At 58.1% G+C, this 19,948-nt stretch carries 18 protein-coding genes and 1 pseudogene; 11 read left to right on the forward strand and 8 right to left on the reverse strand.

Annotation, left to right across the window (positions count from 1 at the left end):
- Positions 1–3: 3 nt before the first annotated feature.
- The 6 genes from paaK to paaN form a co-directional block, all read right to left on the reverse strand.
- Entirely contained in the window at positions 4–1,329 is a 1,326-nt protein-coding gene (gene paaK / locus HHJ19_RS02155) for a phenylacetate--CoA ligase PaaK (protein WP_296903672.1), read from the reverse strand.
- A gap of 24 nt (positions 1,330–1,353) precedes the next feature.
- Positions 1,354–1,818 carry a hydroxyphenylacetyl-CoA thioesterase PaaI gene (paaI, locus tag HHJ19_RS02160; protein WP_296903674.1) on the reverse strand — a complete coding sequence of 155 codons (465 nt, stop codon included), beginning with the start codon at positions 1,816–1,818 and terminating at the stop codon, positions 1,354–1,356.
- A gap of 33 nt (positions 1,819–1,851) precedes the next feature.
- Positions 1,852–2,451 carry a hypothetical protein gene (locus tag HHJ19_RS02165; RefSeq protein WP_296903676.1) on the reverse strand — a complete coding sequence of 200 codons (600 nt, stop codon included), beginning with the start codon at positions 2,449–2,451 and terminating at the stop codon, positions 1,852–1,854.
- Positions 2,364–2,975 (reverse strand): 3-hydroxyacyl-CoA dehydrogenase NAD-binding domain-containing protein, encoded by a 612-nt coding sequence (locus HHJ19_RS02170; RefSeq protein ID WP_296903677.1) that lies wholly within the window; start codon positions 2,973–2,975, stop codon positions 2,364–2,366. Before HHJ19_RS02170 ends, HHJ19_RS02165 begins: the two co-directional genes overlap by 88 nt.
- A gap of 85 nt (positions 2,976–3,060) precedes the next feature.
- On the reverse strand, positions 3,061–3,858 hold the full coding sequence (gene paaG / locus HHJ19_RS02175) for a 2-(1,2-epoxy-1,2-dihydrophenyl)acetyl-CoA isomerase PaaG (protein ID WP_296903679.1): 798 nt from the start codon (positions 3,856–3,858) through the stop codon (positions 3,061–3,063).
- Between the two features lie 9 nt (positions 3,859–3,867).
- Positions 3,868–5,535 carry a phenylacetic acid degradation protein PaaN gene (paaN, locus tag HHJ19_RS02180; RefSeq protein ID WP_296903681.1) on the reverse strand — a complete coding sequence of 556 codons (1,668 nt, stop codon included), beginning with the start codon at positions 5,533–5,535 and terminating at the stop codon, positions 3,868–3,870.
- A gap of 337 nt (positions 5,536–5,872) precedes the next feature.
- On the opposite strand from paaN, the gene HHJ19_RS02185 reads away from it, so the two are divergent.
- The 6 genes and pseudogenes from HHJ19_RS02185 to HHJ19_RS02210 all read left to right on the forward strand — a co-directional run bounded on the left by HHJ19_RS02185 (position 5,873) and on the right by HHJ19_RS02210 (position 10,970).
- Positions 5,873–6,775, forward strand: a complete 903-nt coding sequence (locus tag HHJ19_RS02185; RefSeq protein ID WP_296903702.1) for a PaaX family transcriptional regulator C-terminal domain-containing protein — start codon at positions 5,873–5,875, stop codon at positions 6,773–6,775.
- A gap of 296 nt (positions 6,776–7,071) precedes the next feature.
- The gene (locus tag HHJ19_RS02190; protein WP_366929374.1) at positions 7,072–7,944 is read left to right on the forward strand and encodes a branched-chain amino acid ABC transporter permease; all 873 of its coding nucleotides are present in this window, start codon (positions 7,072–7,074) and stop codon (positions 7,942–7,944) included.
- 2 nt (positions 7,945–7,946) lie between these two features.
- A complete protein-coding gene (locus HHJ19_RS02195) occupies positions 7,947–8,879 on the forward strand; it encodes a branched-chain amino acid ABC transporter permease (protein ID WP_296903684.1) in 933 nt (310 codons plus the stop codon).
- A gap of 2 nt (positions 8,880–8,881) precedes the next feature.
- Positions 8,882–9,643, forward strand: a complete 762-nt coding sequence (locus HHJ19_RS02200) for an ABC transporter ATP-binding protein (protein ID WP_296903686.1) — start codon at positions 8,882–8,884, stop codon at positions 9,641–9,643.
- A 10-nt stretch (positions 9,644–9,653) separates the two neighbouring features.
- Positions 9,654–10,049: pseudogene (locus tag HHJ19_RS02205) on the forward strand (hemerythrin domain-containing protein); the annotation flags it as partial.
- Between the two features lie 219 nt (positions 10,050–10,268).
- On the forward strand, positions 10,269–10,970 hold the full coding sequence (locus HHJ19_RS02210; RefSeq protein WP_296903707.1) for an ABC transporter ATP-binding protein: 702 nt from the start codon (positions 10,269–10,271) through the stop codon (positions 10,968–10,970).
- A 15-nt stretch (positions 10,971–10,985) separates the two neighbouring features.
- Here the strand turns inward: HHJ19_RS02210 and HHJ19_RS02215 are convergent, their stop codons facing one another.
- On the reverse strand, positions 10,986–11,444 hold the full coding sequence (locus tag HHJ19_RS02215; RefSeq protein WP_296903688.1) for a RidA family protein: 459 nt from the start codon (positions 11,442–11,444) through the stop codon (positions 10,986–10,988).
- Between the two features lie 278 nt (positions 11,445–11,722).
- On the opposite strand from HHJ19_RS02215, the gene HHJ19_RS02220 reads away from it, so the two are divergent.
- The 5 genes from HHJ19_RS02220 (at position 11,723) to HHJ19_RS02240 (ending at position 18,744) form a co-directional block, all read left to right on the forward strand.
- Positions 11,723–14,287, forward strand: a complete 2,565-nt coding sequence (locus HHJ19_RS02220) for a DNA internalization-related competence protein ComEC/Rec2 (RefSeq protein WP_296903690.1) — start codon at positions 11,723–11,725, stop codon at positions 14,285–14,287.
- Between the two features lie 961 nt (positions 14,288–15,248).
- Positions 15,249–16,739 carry a circularly permuted type 2 ATP-grasp protein gene (locus tag HHJ19_RS02225; RefSeq protein WP_296903691.1) on the forward strand — a complete coding sequence of 497 codons (1,491 nt, stop codon included), beginning with the start codon at positions 15,249–15,251 and terminating at the stop codon, positions 16,737–16,739.
- Between the two features lie 2 nt (positions 16,740–16,741).
- Complete coding sequence (locus HHJ19_RS02230) at positions 16,742–16,903, forward strand: alpha-E domain-containing protein (RefSeq protein WP_296903693.1); 162 nt, start codon at positions 16,742–16,744, stop codon at positions 16,901–16,903.
- A gap of 19 nt (positions 16,904–16,922) precedes the next feature.
- Positions 16,923–17,882 carry an alpha-E domain-containing protein gene (locus HHJ19_RS02235; protein ID WP_296903695.1) on the forward strand — a complete coding sequence of 320 codons (960 nt, stop codon included), beginning with the start codon at positions 16,923–16,925 and terminating at the stop codon, positions 17,880–17,882.
- Positions 17,883–17,922: 40 nt separating this feature from the next.
- Positions 17,923–18,744, forward strand: coding sequence for a transglutaminase family protein (locus tag HHJ19_RS02240; RefSeq protein ID WP_296903697.1), 822 nt, complete (start codon positions 17,923–17,925; stop codon positions 18,742–18,744).
- A gap of 12 nt (positions 18,745–18,756) precedes the next feature.
- On the opposite strand, the gene mltB is transcribed toward HHJ19_RS02240, so the two are convergent.
- On the reverse strand, positions 18,757–19,710 hold the full coding sequence (gene mltB / locus HHJ19_RS02245; RefSeq protein WP_296903708.1) for a lytic murein transglycosylase B: 954 nt from the start codon (positions 19,708–19,710) through the stop codon (positions 18,757–18,759).
- Positions 19,711–19,948: the final 238 nt, after the last annotated feature.

Genomic DNA, 19,948 nt, shown 5'->3' on the forward strand with positions numbered 1-19,948 from the left:
CTGTCAGGTTTGCTTGGGACGCTCATCAATCACTCGGCGGGCTTTGCCGGTCAGCGTCCGCGGAATTGAGTCGTGGTCCATCACCCTTACTTTTGTAGAAATTCCGGCAATAGTCTTGATGTGGTGCTGCAATTCCTTGCTGATCAACTCTATCTCCACGGGCGACAAGTGACCTGAAAACTCTCGTTGCAACTCGCAACGTACTTCAACGTTGTCAAGGTGACCATCACGGGAAAGAAATATCTGATAAGTTCCCGCCAGACGTTTGTCTCGCAGGATCTGCTCTTCAATCACGCTCGGGAAGACGTTGACGCCACGCACTATCAGCATGTCGTCAGTGCGACCAGTGATTCGGTCCATGCGCCGGAAGCTGCGCGAGGTCGGCGGCAACAAACGGGTCAGGTCGCGGGTGCGGTAGCGAATCACCGGCATGGCTTCCTTGGAAAGTGAGGTGAAAACCAGTTCGCCTTCCTCGCCATCGGCGAGCACTTCACCAGTATCCGGGTTGATGATTTCTGGATAGAAGTGATCCTCCCAAATCACCGGACCATCTTTGGATTCAATGCACTCACAGGCAACGCCAGGGCCCATGACTTCAGTCAAACCGTAGATGTCGATGGCGTCAATGCCCAGCTTGCGTTCAATCTCATCGCGCATACCGCGGCCCCAGGGTTCGGCGCCAAAGATGCCAATTTTCAAGGAGATGTCTTCGGGTTTGATCCCTAGACGCTCAAACTCCTCAGCAATGACCAGCGAGTAAGACGGGGTTACCATGATGATCTCGGGCTGGAAATCCTGGATCAACTGCACTTGCTTTTCTGTTTGACCGCCGGACATCGGCACCACCATGCACCCGGCGCGCTCGGCGCCATAGTGTGCACCCATGCCGCCGGTAAACAAACCGTAACCGTAGGCGATGTGACAGGTGTCGCCAGCGCGCCCACCTGCAGCACGAATCGAGCGAGCCATCAGATTGGCCCAGGTATCAATATCTTTAAGCGTGTAACCGACAACAATCGGTTTGCCGGTTGTGCCAGACGATGCATGAATGCGTGCCACCTTTCTGCGTGACACGGCAAACAGGCCAAACGGATAGTTATCACGCAAGTCGATTTTGGTGGTGAAGGGGAATTTGGCCAAGTCCGCCAAGGCTTTCAAGTCGTCTGGATGAACTCCCTTTTCGTCAAACTTGTTTTTGTAGTGCGGAACGTTGTCGTAAGCATGCTTTAACGTCCACTTAATGCGCTCCAGTTGCAAAGCAGAGATTTGGTCACGGCTGGCGGACTCAATTGGCTCAAGGTCGCCGGGCATCGGATTTTTAACGGACATGGTGGTCTTCCCTTGATGATTTTGCTATTTGGCGTATTCGCCCTGTTGCAAGCTGGCAATCACTTCACCGCCGACGCGGTAGCTCTTGCCCCGAAATAGGGCGATGGTTTTGCCTCCACGCACGCTCACGGTGACGTCATAAACGCCGGTGCGACCGGCCTGCGAGCGTTCGACGGCTTCGGCCTCCAGCAAGTCACCTTCTCCGGCGGGTGCCAAAAAATCAATATGACAGGCCGAGGCCACGGTGTTTTGGTTGTGACTGTTGCAGGCATAGGCAAATGCACTGTCGGCTAACGTAAATAGGTAGCCGCCGTGACAAGTGTGGTGGCCATTGAGCATGTTCCCATGCACCGGCATTGAGACCAAGGCGTAACCCGGTTTGACGCTGAGTATCCGCATGCTCAACGCTTGAGAAGCCCGGTCGCGAGACCACATGGCAGCACACACTTCTTCCGCCAGTGCTTGAGGATCGGAATGTGGCGCAATCATGAAAATTCCTTCCTTCAAAAACGTTGTCTTGGATCAGCGGCGAGACGCGGTGGCGGTATTCACCGCAGGTTTGACCGAGGTGGGTGAGCACCTGGCATATCTTTGGCAGTCCAACGGTGTTCGCCCTCGCAAGGAAGCCGCAGGGCAATTGACATCGAGCCGCACGGCTACATCGGCCCTTTTCGTATCGCGGACTCCTTGATTAACGGCGTCCGCAGCTTTATTGACCAGTATGGCGACGCTGCGCATCGCAGCCAGACCCGGCATATCGTTGAAGCGAGAAACCGCTATCCCATTGGCTTGAAGCGAGCCGATGCCCTGCGCTGCATTGGCTGAATTGCATTGCGCCGCAACGCTTACAGCAAGACCTGTCGCCCGGCTGTAATCCAGCGCCAAATCGACCTGCATGGTATTGGCAATTCCGGTACCAAAGGCGCAGCGCGTCACCGTGCGGCCATCGATGACATACGCTCCAGCGTTAACTGCCTCAGCAATCAATTCGCAGTTGGTCTCGGTAAAATTGATGTCACATCCGATCATGTACATCAGCTCCAACGGCGCCATGCGGAAATCGCTGGCTTCGCAACAGCAGGCGTCGACGGTGACAGAGTCAGCCCCGCCTTCATGACGCATGCGCAGGGTTTTGACGTCATACGGTCGGGCGACACGGTTGACAATGAAGCCAGGCGTTGATTTGGCGTGGAGCGGAATTTTCCCCATTTGCTGGCCGTAATGAACAGCGTTTTGGCCAGCACAGGATGATTGGTAGCCAGATCTGAGACAGTTTTTACCAGCACCATCAAGGGGGCTGGATTGACGAAATGCAGGCCGGAAAACCGCCCTGGATGCTGCAGGGTCGCACCGACCGTGTTGACGGAAATGAAGGATGGGTTGGTGCTAAAAAGGCGGTTCACACCCACGACAGCTTCGAGATCGCTGTAAAGCCTTTGCTTGGCTTCCGGATTTTCGACAATCGCCTCAACAACCGGAGTTGCGCTGGCCAGATCGGATAATTCGTTAACGGCAATCAGTCGCTCACCCGCATTGGCGGCGGCTTTCAATGCCAACTTGCCTTTTTCGACTAATTTTGCGAATGGGGCGCCGACATTAGCGCCTGCATGTTCAATTGCCTGTGCGCGGATATCCAGCAGTTTCACCGGATGACCCGAGGCTGCCGCAACCTGGGCAATACCGGCACCGGCACCGGCAACCGCCCACTTTGAAAGAGGAACACTCATCCGCTTAAGCCCCTGTAAAAATCGGGGCGCGCTTTCCTTTGAAGGCTGCAACACCCTCGGAGAAATCCGCACTCCAGCCCAATTCACGCATGAAACCGGCTTCCATTGATAACTGCTGTTCCAGAGTGTGGCCCGGGGCTGCTTGCATGGCTTGACGGGTGCGCACCAGCGCTTTGGTGGGAGCTATGGAAAGCTGTGCGGCCAGGGCATCAACTGTCGGCGCGAACTCGGCATCCTCCACGGCGGCCCAAATCAACCCCCAGTCGGCAGCCTTCTCGGCTGACAGCTTGCCCGCCAACAATGCCAAACCCATGGCGCGCGCCATCCCAACGCGTTGCGGCAGGAACCAGGTTCCACCGGTGTCTGGAACCAGCCCGACCTTGGAGAAGGCCTGAAGGAACGACGCCGATTTGCAGGCGATCACCAGATCGCAGGCCAGCGCAAGACTGGATCCGGCACCAGCCGCAATACCGTTAACGGCAGCAATCGTCGGCACCCGCAGATTTTGCAGACGCAGAATCAGCGGCTTGTAGTCCTTTTCAACGACGTTGCCCATGTCTGGCGGTGGCCCGCCCTGTATGACCTGCACCTGCGGGTCTGACAAATCCTGCCCGGCACAAAAACCTTTTCCAGCTCCTGTCAGCACCAGCACACGGATGGTTTGGTCTTGCTGAACCTGATCAAGTGCGACACGCAGCTCAGCGTGCATGGCTCCATTGAAGCTGTTCATCTTGTCGGGACGGTCCAGCGTCAGGCGGGCAATATTGCCCTGCAGTTCAAACCGGATATTTTCAAAAGTCATGGCAATGCCTCAACCGTGATAACGGCGCTGGATAACCCGGAACCGATTGGCGACGAAAGCCGAATCTGAATAGGAGGCGTTAGCTGCAGGATTGCCGCCGGTGCCGTGGTAGTCGGAGAAGGCTGAGGACTGGTTGACATACACGCCACTGGTCAGGTTGATTGACAGCGCTACCTTGGAGCGCCAGGTAGCTGCGGTCATGGCATCAATCACATCCGGCTTGGTCGAGTAAATACCGGCAGTCAAGGCGCCGTGGGTGCTCACTACGCGCTCCGACAAGGCGATAGCCGCCGCTGTATCAGCCACTCTCACCACAAAAGTGATTGGGCCGAAGCGCTCTTCCATGTAGGATTTTTCGTCGGCAGCGTCACAAGCCAGCAGCGCCGGCGTGCGTACTTCAGCGTTCGGGAATTCTGGATTAACAAGTTTTTTCGATGCCAAGATCACTTGGCCTAAAGTGCCGCTGTTGGCCTCGTCAATGCGCCTCAGGGTGTCGGCAGACTGGACAGCGCCGAGTACGGCAAGAGCAACTTCCGGCTTTGCCAGCGTGCCCTCAATGGTTCGGGCGAGGTCATCGCAGACATCCTCGCAGGACTTGTGGCCTTCTTCAGTTTCAATCCCGCCGGCGGGTACAAAAAGGACTTGCGAGGTGGTACACATCTGACCGGAATACAAGGACAGCGTGAAGGCCAGGTTACGCAGCATTGACTTATAGGCGTCTGTGGAGTCGATCACGATGTTGTTCACGCCGGCTAATTCGGCATAAACCTGGGCTTGCCGACAGTTGTCAATCAGCCACTGACCAAAGACATTGCCGCCGGTAAAGTCGATGGACTTGACCGCCGCATGGGTCACCAGCTGTTGTGTAGTTTCGTGAAGGGCCGCGACACACAGGGTGACCAGATTGGGGTCGATGCCATTTTCAGCCAGCACAGTCCTGACAATGCGCACGGTCATGGCCGCCGGCAAGATCGCGTTGCTATGCGGCTTGACGATCACGGCGTTGCCTGTCGCGAGCGCCGCAAACAGGCCAGGGTAGGTATTCCATGTCGGAAACGTGCCGCAACCCACGACGACACTGACACCCCGCCCAACCACCTCAAAATGTTTTTTCATCACCAGTGGTGGGTTTTTGCCCTGCGGCTTCTCCCATATCGCCTCGGTCGGCACGAAGCTTTGTTCCCGGTAGGCATAAGTCACGGCTTCCAGGCCGCGATCCTGTGCGTGCGGTGCCCCCGCCTGAAAAGCCATCATCCAGCCCTGGCCGGTCGTCATCATGACAGCGTGCGCCAATTCAAAGCTCTGCATATTCAAGCGATCGAGCATTTCGATACAAATGCCGGTGCGCCCTTCGCAACCCGCAGCCTGCCAGCCCAGCATGGCCTTTTGACCGGCATCGATCAAGGCTTGTGCCTCACACACTGGGTACTGCACGTTCAGTTCAACGCCGAACGGTGATTGCTCACCCCCCATCCAGCCAGTCTGCCCCGGCTGATCGATTTCAAATTTCTGACCCAGTTGCGCCTCAAAAGCATGCTTGCCGTCTTCAGCCGCTGTCTCACCATAAGTCTTCGGGCTGGGGATTTCGTTATACGCAGCCCAATAACCGCGGGTCTGAATCGCCTTGAGCGCGTTTTCAAGTTTGGTGCGGTGTTTTTCGAACAGTGGGTGGACCATTGATTTTTCCTGAATGAGGGGTGTGTTCGATGACATACAGGGAACTTCAGTCAACAACATTTTTTTTAAATCAGCTATATTTAATTTAGCTCGAGGTTATCACATAACGATTCATTTTGTTGTTACAAAACTTGAAATGTGTATCGCTTTTGTGCTAATAGCATGAGTTAAGCAAGCACGACGAAAACCATGATTTTTGTCAGTGAGAGAAAAACGACCCGGGCTCGTAAAGGCGTGTGGGCAGCTAAGATTCATGTTTTTATGTCAGTAGCCCCCGGTAATTACCGTGATTGATCCCATCCAGAAACACCTTGCCGACTTTCGGCAGCAAAGCCGCATGAAGGCAGGCTCACTGATAATTTCAGTTTTTGGCGACGCGGTTTTGCCGCGCGGTGGACGCATCTGGCTAGGCAGCCTGATTGGTTTGCTCAAACCGTTGCAACTGAATGAGCGACTCATCCGGACTGCGATTTTCCGCCTCGTCAAGGATGAGTGGATGTACTCCGAAGCCATCGGTCGTCGTGCAGATTACATGCTGACACCCGCGGGGCAGCGTCGCTTTGAAGAAACAGCTCGCCATATTTACGCGTCCAACTCTCCCATCTGGGATCGCCGCTGGCGACTGATCCTGACCGTCGGGGAGCTTGAGCCCAAGCAGCGTGAACGACTGCGTCGCGCCTTTTTCTGGCAGGGTTTTGGGGTCGTCGGCCCAGACTGTTTCGTGCACCCCAGCACGGATCTGACAACTGCCTTCGATGCGCTGATTACTGACGGCATGAGCGATTTGCTCAGGCATTTGATGCCCTTGCTTGCCGCCCGAGCTGGTTCAGACCTCTCTGCCAGTGATGCTCATATGGTGCGGCGTGCGTGGAACCTGGAACAGCTCGGTACGTCTTATGCCGACTTCGTGACTCGTTACCACCCTATTCTGGATAAGCTGCGCCACGGTGTGCAAAATGAAATTGACGACGAAAGCGCTTTCTTGTTGCGCACACTGCTAATTCACGATTACCGGCGACTGTTGCTTCGGGATCCAGAGCTTCCCGATGTACTGCTGCCCGGCAACTGGCCGGGGCAAAAAGCCCGTCTGCTATGCAAGGAGCTTTACCGACGCCTGCTCGCACCTTCCGAGCGTCACATTGAACTGCATATGAAACTGTCCAGCGGCGTGACACCTGGCGCGTTACCCATGTTGGCTGAACGTTTTCAAACCGAAGATCCGCTGACGACCCCGGTTTGACGCGCCCGTTGTGCCATACCTGCCTGATTCCGGTCCAAGCCAGACATTTGACCCATCCATTTTTTGCGCTGGATTGCTGTCCCGCAAACAAGGGAAAACCCTCTTGACAACTTATAAAGCGATACAAATATGGTAAGTAAATCGTGTTTTTGTATCGGTTTATTGACAGAATGTTTGCTGCGTTTCAAAATCGCAAAGTTTGGGCGCGAAGCCCTTTACTGAAACGAGAAGGACAAAATGCTCAAGCAATCGGCCAGCAGGTTGGGTTTCACTCTAACGGGACAAGGCGCGTGATGCTGGCCCAATTCCTTCAATTCCTTTTTTCGGGCATCACTGTCGGCGCAACCTACGCCTTGGCGGCGCTCGGTTTCACGCTGATCTACAACGCAAGCAACGTCATCAATTTTGCACAGGGTGAATTCATCATGCTCGGCGGCATGCTGGCGGTGTACTTCTCCCAAGCTGGGCTACCGTTGTCGGTCGCGTTAGTGCTGGCCATCCTGGTGCCCGCCATCGTCGGCGTGCTGCTGGAAAAGCTGGCAATCGAACCAGTCAAAGGGGCGGAGACGGTGACCCTGATCATCATCACCATTGGAGCTTCCCTGGTCATTCGCGGATTGATTCAGGTTTGGCTGGGCAAAGGCACGCACAGCCTGCCAGCGTTTTCTGGTGATGTCCCGATTGAAATTCTCGGCGCCACCCTGATGCCCCAAAGTCTCTGGGTGCTGGGCGTCACCGCTCTGGTCGTGGTGGCTCTCTGGTACTTCTTCAGCCGTACCCTGCACGGCAAAGCCATGCTGGCCACCTCATTTAACCGGCTGGCCGCAGAGTTGGTTGGCATTAACACCAGTTGGGTGCTGTTCATGAGCTTTGCCATGTCGGCAGCACTGGGCGCTGTGGGTGGCATCCTGGTCACCCCGATAACGCTGACTTCTTATGACGTGGGCATCATGCTCGGCCTTAAAGGCTTTGTTGCCGCCGTCGTCGGTGGTCTGGGCAACGGACTGGGTGCCGTGCTTGGCGGCTTGCTGGTGGGCATCCTGGAGGCGATGGGCGCGGGCTACATCTCTTCAGCTTACAAGGATGCGATTCCTTTTGTACTCATTTTGTTCATGCTGTTCTTCATGCCTCGTGGCCTGTTTGGCGGCAAATCAACGGACCGGGTGTAAGCATGAAAAAGAGTGCTTATTTCGGTCTCTACATCGTTATTGCCATTTTGCTGGTGCTGCCTTTTGTACTGCCCAACAGTTTTTACGTCGATCTGGCGATTCGCATGGCCATTAACGCCGTGATTGTCCTGGGCCTGAATCTGCTGATCGGCTTTGCTGGCCAGATCAGCATGGGGCATGCAGGATTCCTGGGAATTGGGGCCTACGCTTCTGCCGTGCTGCCAACCCACTTCGGCTGGCATCCGCTGCTTGCCATGGGGTCCGGTGCTGTTGCCACTGGCCTGCTGGCTGCGCTGGTAGCCAGGCCGATCTTTAAATTGAAGGGCCATTATCTGGCCATGGCTACCCTGGGTTTAGGCATCATCATCAACATTGTGTTGCGCACGGAGGCGGCCCTGACCGGTGGCCCGGACGGCATGCCAGTACCTGCGTTGGGCTTGCTGGGCTTCGAGTTGTCGAGCGACAAGCACTGGTACTGGGTCGTTGCGCTGCTGCTTTCGGTCAGTGTCTGGACCTCGCTTAACCTGATCGACTCGCCGTTTGGCCGAGCGCTGCGGGCTTTGCATGGCTCGGAAGTCGCTTCCCAGGTCGCCGGTGTCGATGTGGTTCGCTACAAGGTCTCAATCTTCGTCATCTCAGCGGTCTTTGCCAGCCTGATGGGCAGCGTGACCGCACATTATGTGGGTTTTGTCACGCCCAACTTCGCCGACTTCTTTCATTCCATCGAACTGGTCACCATGGTGGTGATTGGCGGCATGGCCTCGGTCTATGGCTCCCTGGTCGGCGCCGTACTGCTGACCGCACTGCCGCAGGCGCTAGCTACTTTCGAAGGCTGGGAAACCGTCGCCTTCGGCGCCATCCTGATGATTTTCATGATCTTCATGCCCCGCGGCCTGGTGCCCACGCTGGCGGCTAAATTTGGCAAGGCAGCCTGAGCATGGCACTCCTTGAAGTCAAGCAACTCTGCATTCAGTTTGGTGGTGTCAAGGCGGTACAAAACGTCAGTTTCAGCATTGAGCCTGGCATTGTCTATGCCGTCATCGGCCCCAATGGTGCGGGCAAGACCACCCTGTTCAACCTGATCACCGGGGTTTACACCCCCACCAGTGGCTCCATTTTGCTGGACGGTGAATCCATCGGTGGAAAACCGCCGAACGAATTGGCCAGGCGCGGCGTTGCCCGCACGTTTCAGAACCTGCAGATCTGCATGAACATGAGCGCCCTGGAGAACGTGATGGTGGGAGCTCACTTGCGGCTGGACCGCAATCCGCTGAAAGCGGCGCTGCGTCTTCCTTCCATCACGCGCCGTGACGCTGAACTGCGCGAAGAGTCTGCGGAACTGATGCGCTTTGTGGGTCTGGAGAAATACATCCAAGCTCGCGCTGACAGCATGCCCTACGGAGCCCTGAAACGGCTGGAAATTGCCCGGGCGTTGGCTTTGAGGCCACGCATCATCTTTCTGGATGAGCCCGCAGCGGGCCTGAACCCGAAGGAAACCATCGAAGTCGATGAGCTGGTGCGCAAGGTGGCCGATTCTGGCGTCACCGTGGTGCTGGTGGAGCACGACATGAAGATGGTCATGAACCTTTCCGACCGAATCCTGGTGCTTGACTACGGCAAGAAGCTCGCTGAGGGCACGGGCGATGAGGTTCGCAAAAATCCCGACGTGATTGCCGCCTACCTCGGAACGCACGCCTAGAAAGAACTGCATGCAAGCACTACGCATCATCAGCGAAGACCATAGCAATATGTGGCGCCTGGCCACCACCATCGACCAGGTCGCCTTGGAAATCGAGGCAGGCGCAGCGGTCGACCCGGTCTTTTTTAACTCGGTTTTTGATTACATTGAGCAGTTTGTCGATCATTCGCACCACGCCAGGGAAGATGACCATCTGTTTCGCCTTCTGCGTTTGCGCAGCACGGAGGCAGCCGCCATTCTTGATCCTTTGCAGGAGGAGCATCGCAATGGACCGCAACAACTCAAGACTCTGCGCGCCTGTGTACTGCAAGCTGCCCAAGGCGATCTGAACGTCCCAGAATTTGTCGCCGTCCTGCGGGTCTACACGGCCGGGCTTAAAAGCCATATGCACCACGAAGAAAAGTTCGCGTTGCCGCTGGCGCGCGAGGTATTGACCGCTGACGATTGGGCCGAGATTGACCGCGCCTTCCTCAATAACGATGACCCGCTGTTTGGCGACAAAGCGAAAGCGGAATTTCGCGAACTGTTTCACCGCATCGCCAGTTTGGCCCCCGAGTCGATTGGACTGGGTGCGCACACAGCCGGCAAATTGCAGCCGGATTCAGCGCCGGGAAAGGCCGATGTCCTGTTGCGCGTAAGTAGCATGGAGAGTTGCTATGGCCGCATCAAGGCCCTGAAGGGTATCAGCCTGGAAGTCCGGCGCGGTGAGACGGTGGCCCTGGTTGGGGCCAATGGCGCCGGCAAGACCACCTTTCTGCGTACGTTATCGGGCGTACAGCCGATGAGCGCTGGCAACATTCATTTTGACGGGGAAGACATCAGCAAGCTGCGTTCTGATATGCGCATGCGCCGGGGTATCTGCCAGAGCCCGGAGGGTCGCCAGGTGTTCGGGCCCCTGTCGATTGACGACAACTTGCGCCTGGGTGCCTACACGCAGCCCAGGCACCAGGTGGCAGGCGATCTGGAAAAGGTGTTTGCCATGTTTCCGATCCTCAGGGAAAAGCGCAAGTTGCCTGCTGGCACCTTGTCGGGTGGTCAGCAGCAGATGCTGGCGATTGGCCGCGCCCTGATGGGGCGGCCCAGGATGCTGCTGCTCGACGAGCCCTCGATGGGGCTTGCGCCGCTGCTGGTGGAGGAAGTTTTTAACGTGGTCAAGACACTCAAGGCCCAGGGCATGACGATTTTGCTGGTCGAACAAAATGCTTTTGCCGCGCTGGCCATCGCCGACCGCGGCTATGTGCTGGAGACCGGCAACGTCACCCTGACCGGCACCGGCCAGGAACTTATCAATAATGAACAGGTGCGTGCGGCATATCTTGGCATGTGATTGACTGAAATCCTATCAAGCAATTTCTGCAATCAGCTCAATCTCCACGCAAGCCCCCATTGGAATCTGCGCCACTCCGAAGGCGCTGCGCGCATGCTTGCCGGCGTCGCCAAACACGTCGGCAAGCAATTCGCTGCAACCGTTGGTCACCAGATGCTGCTCGGTGAAGTCTGGCGTGGAATTGACCAGACTCATCACTTTGACGATGCGCTTGACCTTGCCCAGGTCGCCCACGGCGGCGTGCAGCGTACCCATCAGGTCAATGGCGATGGCGCGGGCTGCCAGCTTGCCCTCTTCGGTGGTCATGGTCTTGCCGAGTTGGCCGAGGATGACTTGGCCGTCCTTTTTGGCCAGGTGGCCGCTCAGGAATACCAGGTTGCCGGTCTGCACGAAGGGCAGGTAAGCGGCTGCCGGAACGCTGACAGCGGGCAGGGTGATGTTCAATGCCTTAAGTTTTTCATAAATGCCGTGCATGGATGTCTCCTGGGGGTAAACGCTGAAAATAGTAGTCAAATTCGGCGCTAGTCCAACAAATATCGCTATATCTTGCTATAAAAAACAGAGCTAGCGAGGATGGGTCGAATTGCCATGGTAACGCAGGGCTTTGTGCTCGACGGCTAAATTTTCAGCGCTTTTAGGGGCTGCCAGACGTTGCCCTACGCTTGCGCCGGACCGGTCGTGTCGGCGTTTGCCTGCACTGGCCCGTTGAACGGGTTCTGGCAAAAACAACAACCATCAAGGGGCGGCAAGACATGGGTATTTCTGGTTTGTCCAGGCCTTCGGCCGTTCCCCTGAGTTTTGGCTTTGTGTTTGCCGGCTTTATCAGTGGCGTGGCGCTGCAGCTGCAGCAGACCCGGCTATGGCCTGCCGCCGGTTATGGCGCGCTGGCGGCTCTGGCTTTTGTCGTGGCGGGCTTTTTCTATGGCTGCAGGGCCATCAGGCTTGTTGAACACCGCGGGCCGCGCCGTACTCGCCTGACGCTGTTTGTGCTGGCTGCGCTACTGGGTTTTGCCCTGACGGGCTGGCGTGCGGGCGCTTTTCATTCCAGCACGCTCGACCCGGCGCGGGAAGGGCGCGATATTGCGGTGACGGGCGTGGTGCTGGCCATGCCGCAGCTCAATGAGGACGCCGTGCGTTTTCGCCTTGGCATTGAATCGGCCCGCCTGAATGGTCAAGCCGTCAACCTTCCGCCGCAAATCTTGCTGGGCTGGTATTCGGGCTTTGGCGGGCGCGAAACCAGAAGCTCGTCGGCCGAGTACAGCGACGCTTCGGAGCTGGCGCTGGAGTTGCAGCGCAAGCCGCAGCCGCTGCGCGCCGGCGAGCGTTGGCAGATGACGGTGCGGCTGAAAGCGCCGCATGGCAACAGCAACCCATACGGCTTTGACTACGAGCTCTGGCTTTGGGAGCAGGGCATCCAGGCGACCGGTTATGTGCGCGCCGGACCGCATGACGCGCCGCCGCTCAGGCTTTCTGCCAGTTGGCGCTATCCCGTTGAGCTCGCTCGCCAGTCGGTGCGCGAGGCGATCTACCAGCGGGTCGAAAACCGCCAGCTGGCCGGCGTGCTGGCGGCGCTGGTGGTGGGTGACCAAAATGCCATCGAACGTGCAGACTGGGATGTGTTTCGCGCGACTGGCGTGGCCCATTTAATGAGCATCTCCGGCTTGCACATCACCATGTTTGCCTGGCTGGCTTCGCTGCTGCTGAGCAGCCTGTGGCGGCGCTCGGTCAGCTTGACGCCCCGCTTGTGCCTGGCGCTTCCGGCGAGCAGTGCCGGGGCGCTGGGCGGGCTCATGCTGGCAACGCTGTACGCGCTGTTTTCGGGCTGGGGTGTGCCGGCCCAGCGCACCATCTGGATGCTGGCCACTGTGGTGTTGTTGCGGCAAAGCGGCAGGCAGTGGCCCTGGCAGCAGACCTGGCTGCTGGCCATGGCCGTGGTGGTCGCGCTGGACCCATGGGCCTTGATGCAGGCTGGCTTCTGGCTGTCGTTTGTCGCCGTGGGTGTTTTATTTGCTACAGATTCAGGAGCGAATGAAGGCCGTAATTTAACGACCACCGCATTGTCTTCTTCAATAAATCGGCTCGTTCCGAGGTTTTGGCTAGAGCGCCTGTCTGGCGGTCTGGCCAGCCTGCTGCGAGCCGTGCGCGAGCAATGGGTCGTCACGCTGGCGCTGACGCCGCTGTCGCTGCTGCTGTTCAACCAGGTGTCGTTGGTCGGTCTGCTGGCCAACGCCGTCGCCATTCCCTGGGTGACGCTGCTGGTCACGCCGCTGGCCATGCTGGGCGTGTTGTGCTCGCCGGTGTGGGATGCCGCGGCCTGGACGGTCGGGCTGCTGGCCCGGTTTCTTCAATGGCTGGCGAGCTGGCCGATGGCGTCCGTCAGTGTGGCCGCTGCACCGTTGTGGTGCGCTGCAGCCAGTGTGCTGGGCGGTGGCCTGATCGCGATGCGGCTGCCGTGGCATTGGCGCGCACTCGGCATTCCGTTGCTGTTGCCGGTGCTCCTGTGGCAACCGGTGGGTGTGTCGCCGGGGCAGTTCGAGCTGCTGGCCGCTGACATCGGGCAGGGCAACGCCGTCTTGGTGCGCACGGCCAGCCACACCCTGCTGTACGACACTGGACCGCGCTTTTCCCGTGAAAGCGATGCTGGCAACCGGGTGCTGGTACCACTGCTGCGCGCGCTTGGCGAACGGGTCGACCTACTGCTGCTTAGCCACCGTGACAGCGACCATATCGGCGGCGCGCCCGCCGTGCTGGCGATGCAGCCGCAGGCCACTTTGTTGAGCTCGATCGAAGACAGCCACGAGTTGCAGGCCTTGCGCAAATCAACGCGTTGCGTGGCGGGCCAACATTGGGACTGGGATGGCGTCGCTTTTGACGTGCTTCATCCTACGGCTGAAGATTACGATCTGGTGAGTAAATCCAACGCCATGAGCTGCGTGCTGCGCGTCTCCAACGGCGCGCAGACCGCTTTGCTGGTTGGCGATATTGAGGCAGCCCAGGAACTGAGACTGGCCACAAACGTGCCGGAGCGTCTGAAAGCCAATGTCTTGCTGGCCCCGCACCACGGCAGCAAGACCTCATCGAGCGCGGTCTTCCTGGATGCGGTGCAGCCGCAACTGGCACTGGTCCAGGCAGGCTACCGCAACCGCTTCGGCCATCCGGTCGCCATGGTGGTGGCGCGCTATGAAGCGCGTGGCATCCGGCTGGTCAGGTCAGCGCAGTGCGGCGCGGCCAGCTGGCAAAGCAGCCGTCCTGCTGATGTCCTCTGTCAGCGGCAGCAAGGCCAGCGTTACTGGCATCATGCGCAGTCTGAACCGTAAGTTTGCGCTCAGAGCGTACTGGCTGGCGGTGGGTACACGGGTCGCCATCCGCGTTGCCAGAGCGAAAGGTGATCGGTGGTCCGCAGGGCGCTCAAGGCGCAGCGAACGCCGTGGGTGGCGTCCGCGTCCAGGACATTCATGGCGTCCCAGGCACTGCCGGTCCCATCGGTCCCACCGGTGCTGCAGGAGCCAATCGAGCCAATCTAGGCAATGGGTCAATGGAAACAAAGGGCAAGGGGTCAACTGAACTGCCAGAGCGAGGGCCGGAATGAACGGAGCAACGGCGGTTACGGAAGTCACTGAGCAGATCTGCGCTGCCGGGCTTACGGGCTCTGCCAGTGCAACCGGCGCTGCGAGATCCGCTGGCCGTGCTGGCAGCGTGACGATTGAAGAGACCGTTAATGTCCCTGTTAATTTTCACGGATACGGCGGCGAACAGATCGCCATTGCGATCTACGCAGAAGGTGAAAAGATTGTCAGCGGCGGATACAAGATTACCGATAGAAAACCATTGGTATCTTTCGACTCTTCATACAGGTTTAACGACAAAATGTGGGCATGTGGGCATGTGGGCATGTGGGCATGTGGGCATGTGGGCACAGAAGTTCGTCGACCCTGTTGCTTTGCGCGACGGCCTACGCCCTTGTTTATTGTCAGTAGAACAATCCCTCTGCTAAATTGATTGGAAAGCAGGGTTTGGTTATCTAGTCAAAGCACTTTGCTGCCAATATGGTTAGCGACAAGTTCCGCCAGGGCTGGGACGCCGCTGGCCTCTGTTGACAGATGCCTGGCGCGCGTGGCTTGCCACATGGCGCGTCAGGCGCCTCGCATCGCATGCGGACTGGTCGGGCCAAATCGGTAAATTATTCTTCGTCATGCACCTGCATGGCGTATAACTTGCTAGTTTTGTTTAAGTTGCATTTCAACTAGCAGTCGCACCACTTGCCGGAGACACCCGCCCATGAGCCGCCCGATGTTTGACGAGATGAATGCCACGGCATCCAGCGTTCGTGCCCACTACCAGTGCTATCAGCGCTGGCTGGCCGGGCAGCCAGCCGATGTGATGCAGGCGCGCCGCGCCGAAGCGGAAATGATTTTCCGCCGCGTCGGCATCACCTTTGCCGTGTATGGCGCCAAAGACGAGGACGGCGCGGGCACCGAGCGGCTGATTCCGTTTGATTTAATTCCGCGCATCATTCCGGCGGATGAATGGGCCATCATGGAAAAAGGCCTGGTGCAGCGCGTGACTGCACTAAACCGCTTCATTCACGACGTTTACCACGGCCAGGAGATCATCAAGGCAGGTGTAATTTCGTCCGAGCAGATTTTTCAGAATGAGCAGTTCCGCCCTGAAATGATTGGCGTGACGGTGCCGGGAAACATCTACTCGCACATCAGCGGCATCGACATTGTCAGGGTTCCCAATGCGCAGGGCGAGGGTGAGTATTACGTGCTGGAAGACAATCTGAGCGTGCCCAGCGGCGTGAGTTACATGCTGGAAGACCGCAAAATGATGATGCGTCTGTTTCCCGAGCTCTTCAACCAGAACCGGGTGGCGCCGGTGGCTCACTATCCCGATTTGTTGCTGGAAACGCTGTACGCCATGGCACCGCCCGCCACCGCAGAGCCGACCGTGGTGGTGCTGACGCCCGGCATGTACAACTCGGCCTACTTTGAACATGCGTTTCTGGCCCAGCAGATGGGCGTCGAACTGGTCGAGGGGCTGGATCTTTTCGTCAAGGACAACTTTGTCTATATGCGCACCACTCGTGGACCCAAGCGCGTCGATGTGATTTACCGCCGGGTTGATGACGATTACCTTGACCCGCTGGCTTTCAAGCCGACTTCGACGCTGGGTTGCGCCGGGCTGCTCAATGTCTATCGCAGTGGCAATGTGGCCATCTGCAATGCCATCGGCACCGGCGTGGCAGACGACAAGTCGATTTATCCCTACGTGCCGAAAATGATTGAGTTTTACCTGGGTGAAAAACCCATCCTCAAGAACGTGCCGACCTATATGTGCCGCCATGACGAAGACCTGCAATACACTTTGGCCAACCTGAAGGACCTGGTCGTCAAGGAAGTTCATGGCGCAGGTGGCTACGGCATGCTGATCGGCCCTGCTTCGACTCAAGGCGAGATTGAGGAATTTCGTCGCTCCCTCATCGCCAATCCTTCAAACTACATTGCCCAGCCCACGCTGAGCCTGTCCACCTGCCCGACCTATGTCGAAAGCGGCATCGCTCCGCGCCACATCGACCTGCGGCCCTTTGTGCTGAGCGGCAAGGAAGTGCAGATGGTGCCCGGTGGGCTGACGCGGGTGGCGCTCAAGGATGGCTCGCTGGTTGTTAATTCATCGCAGGGCGGCGGCACCAAGGACACCTGGATTCTGGAAGCGGATTCGGCTATTTCGGCAAAATCACCAACGCAGTCATTAACGGGAGGTGCCTGACCATGTTATCTCGCACCGCTGATCACCTTTTCTGGATGTCGCGCTACACGGAAAGAGCCGGCGACATGCCGCAGGCATTCGCGGGGCTGACTCATCAACTGCGCAAAGCGCTTGTGACGTCATCACCAAAACCCGCCAAGCGCGTCAGCGCTTTCGGTGTTTGAGGCTTAGGAAGGAGAAAAAATGTTATCTCGCACCGCTGATCACCTTTTCTGGATGTCGCGCTACACGGAAAGAGCCGAAAACACCGCCCGTCTGCTCGATGTCAACTATCAGACTTCGCTATTGCCGCAATCAACCGCCGACGCGCAGACCGGCTGGCGCGGCCTGCTCAGCATCAGCGAGCTAAAACCAGCCTACGCTGCAAAATATGGCGAAAGAATCACTGCGCAGGATGTGATGGAATTCATGGTGCGGGATGAAAAAAATCCGTCCAGCATTGTTTCCTGCCTGAAAAATGCGCGCGAAAACGCCCGTGCCGTGCGCGGCACGCTGACCACCGAGGTATGGGAAACGCAGAACCAGACTTACCTTGAAGTGGTCCGCATGCTGCGCAACGGCGACTTCGAACGTGACCCCGGTCAGTTCTTTGAATGGGTCAAGTTCCGCTCGCACCTTTCGCGCGGCGTGACGGCGGGCACCATGCTGCAGGACGAAGCCTTTCATTTTTTGCGGCTGGGCACTTTTCTAGAGCGCTCCGACAACACCGCCCGTCTGGTGGACGTGAAGTTCCATGCCATCCAGAGCGATTTTCCCAACAGCGACGATGAGGATCAGGAATACGATTTTTACCACTGGAGCGCGATATTGCGCAGCGTGTCGGCCTTTGAGGTCTACCGCAAGGTGTACCGCGACGTCATCAAGCCCGAGCGGGTGGCCGAATTGCTTATCTTGCGCGCGGACATGCCGCGTTCGCTGCTGGCCTGCCTTAATGAAGTGATCATCAACCTGTCTATGGTGACCAGCGATCCACTTAGTGAAACCCAGCGCCGTGCCGGAAAATTGCGGGCTGATCTGCAGTACGCTCGCATTGACGAGATACTTGCTTCTGGCCTTCATGCTTTCCTGATGCAGTTCCTGGACCGCGTCAACGAACTCGGCGCGCACATCAGCCGGGAGTTCCTGGTCCCGGTTACCCGTTGAAAACGGTGCTGGACAGCACCTCTGCGAAGGCCTTTTTCAGATGAAGCTGCACGTCAGGCACACGACCGATTACCGCTACACCGAGCCCTTGCGCTATGCGCTGCAGACGCTCTGGCTGACGCCGCAATCCGGCACCGCGCAGACGGTGAATTTCTGGAGCGTGGGAGCGCCCGAAAAGCTCTTTTCACAGCGCGACGCCTTTGGCAACGTCATCCATTCCTATACCTTCGTCGGCCAAGCCGCTGACAACGTGCGCTGGAGCCTGGTCAATGCCGCTGGCAGGGTTGAAACCCTGGGCATTGCCGAGTTCACCGACGACGCCAGCCTGCCGCTTCCGCAGCTCTATCTGCGCGCCACCGAGCTGGCCCGCCCGCACCCCCTGCTGGCGGCATTTGGCCGGCGCTTTGTCACGCGGGGCAGCGCTGGCGGAAAGGCCGATTTGAGTGAGCTGCTGGCCTTGAGCCTGGGCATAGCGGGCGCGGTCAGCTACCGGCAATACAGCACCAATGTCACCACCACGGCCTTGCAGGCCTTTGAATCTGGCGCCGGCGTGTGCCAGGACCAGGCCCATGTGATGGTGGCAATTTGCCGAAGCCTGGGGATTCCGGCGCGCTACGTCAGCGGTTATTTTTACGCTGCCAACGAACCCGACCTTGCCAGCCATGCCTGGGCAGATGTTTGCCTCGACGTGGCAAGTCGCCGTTGGGTCAGCATTGATATCACGCACAGCTGCCTGATCGACGAGCGCCATGTGCGCCTGGCGATGGGCACTGACTACAACGCCTGCCCGCCGATCAAAGGCGTGCGGCATGGTGGCGGGCTGGAGTCCATGACGGTGAAGATCACGATTGAGCCGGTTTAAGCACTGAACGGTTCAGGGCTTCATCTGCTCCGCCACTTTCCGCCCCAGCTCGATCACTGCCATGGCGTAGTAACTGCTCCAGTTGTAACGGGTGATGGCGTAAAAATTCTCGGTGCCGGCCACATAGCTCGGCGCATCGGGCCCGTTGAGCAGCTCGATTAATGCGAGCGGTCCTTTGTGATCCAGCGCGGCGCCTTCCAGCACCGCGCCCTTGGCGGTGAGGCTGGCGACGCTGAAGGTGGGCAGGATGTCGGGCGCCATCAGCGCGTCCAGGTCCAAATGGCGGTTGTCAAAGCTGACCGGGTAGTGCGTTGGCATGCCGGGCTGCCAGTTGAAGGCCTTGAAGTAGTTGGCGACCGATCCGATCACGTCGGCCGGGCTGTTCCACAGGTCTACCGTGCCGTCACCATCAAAGTCGACCGCGTACTTGACCCAGCTCGACGGCATGAATTGCGGCATGCCCATTGCGCCGGCATAGCTGCCCCTGGCTTCAAACGGGTCGGCGCCCTTGCGGTTTTCCAGCGTCAGGAATTGTTCAATTTCCCCCTTGAAGTACTCGCTGCGCTCCTTGGCGCGCGGGTGGTTGGCTGGAAAGTCGAAGGCCAGCGTGGTGAGCGCATCCATCACGCGAAATTTGCCAGTGTCCCGGCCATAAATCGTTTCGACGCCAATGATGCCGACGATGATTTCGGCGGGCACGCCGTACTCCTGCTCGGCCCGCGCCAGGGTTTCGCGGTTGGTGCGCCAGAAGTTCACGCCGGCCTGAATGCGGATGGGGTCGATAAAACGGCTGCGGTACACGCGCCAGTTTTTGACAAAAGCCTGGCTGGGTGGCTGCATCAGCCGCGCGACGCTGGCGTTGTAGCTCGACTGGCCGATGGTCTGGCGCACCCACTCCTGGTCGAGGTTGCGGCGGCTGGCCAGGTCGTCAGCAAACTGCATGGCATCGGGACGGGTGGCGTACATCGGACCCTGCGCTTGTGCTGCGCTCTCTGAAACCCTGTATTTCAGAGGTTTTGCCTCACAGGTCCAGGAAGTACCGGCAAGAGTAGCTATCAAAAAAATAGCAAGGCTGAAGCGGCGAAAAGGTGTTTTGAGTGTCATGCGAAAGAAGGTGTGGGCTGCAGGATTTTAAGCAGGCCAGACCAGCCGCTTGAGTTGCAGCTTCAGTTGCCGGAGCTGGACATGCTGAGGGGCCGGTGTT

Source organism: Polaromonas sp. (assembly GCF_012927415.1).
Lineage (GTDB): Bacteria > Pseudomonadota > Gammaproteobacteria > Burkholderiales > Burkholderiaceae_C > Polaromonas.